This window comes from Escherichia sp. WS1265, from assembly GCF_046487585.1.
GTDB classification, from domain to species: domain Bacteria; phylum Pseudomonadota; class Gammaproteobacteria; order Enterobacterales; family Enterobacteriaceae; genus Escherichia; species Escherichia coli.
On the sequence record NZ_JBJQJE010000107.1, the window covers coordinates 1 to 513 of the forward strand.

The 513-nt window shown below is 50.5% G+C and carries 1 pseudogene; it reads left to right on the top strand.

From position 1 onward, the window contains the following. Positions 1-513: pseudogene (locus ACJHX3_RS25075) on the top strand (bacteriophage T4 gp5 trimerisation domain-containing protein); the annotation flags it as partial.

A 513-nucleotide genomic window follows, 5' to 3' on the forward strand; every position in this document is an offset into this window, starting at 1 on the left:
GGCAGCCTGCCGGGAACAAAGACGCAGATGACCATTCGTTCGAAAACCTATAAGGGCAGCGGGTTTAATGAACTGAAGTTTGACGATGCGACAGGGAAAGAACAGGTCTACTCCACGCGCAGAAGAACATGAACACCGAGGTGCTGAATAACCGCACCACGGATGTGATAAACAACCATGCTGAGACCATTGGCAACAATCAGATGATTGCGGTTACCAACAATCAGATACAGACGGTGGGCGTTAACCAGATAGAGACGGTGGGCAGTAACCAGATCATTAAAGTGGGCTCTGTTCAGGTGGAAACGATTGGACTTGTTCGTGCGCTGACTGTGGGCGTGGCGTATCAGACGACGGTAGGTGGCATTATGAACACCTCGGTGGCCCTGATGCAGTCCTCGTAGATCGGTTTGCATAAATCGTTGATGGTCGGGCTGGGTTATGACGTCAAAGTCGGAAATAACGTTACCTTCACCGTTGGTAAAACGAAAAAGGATGATACCGGGCAGACCG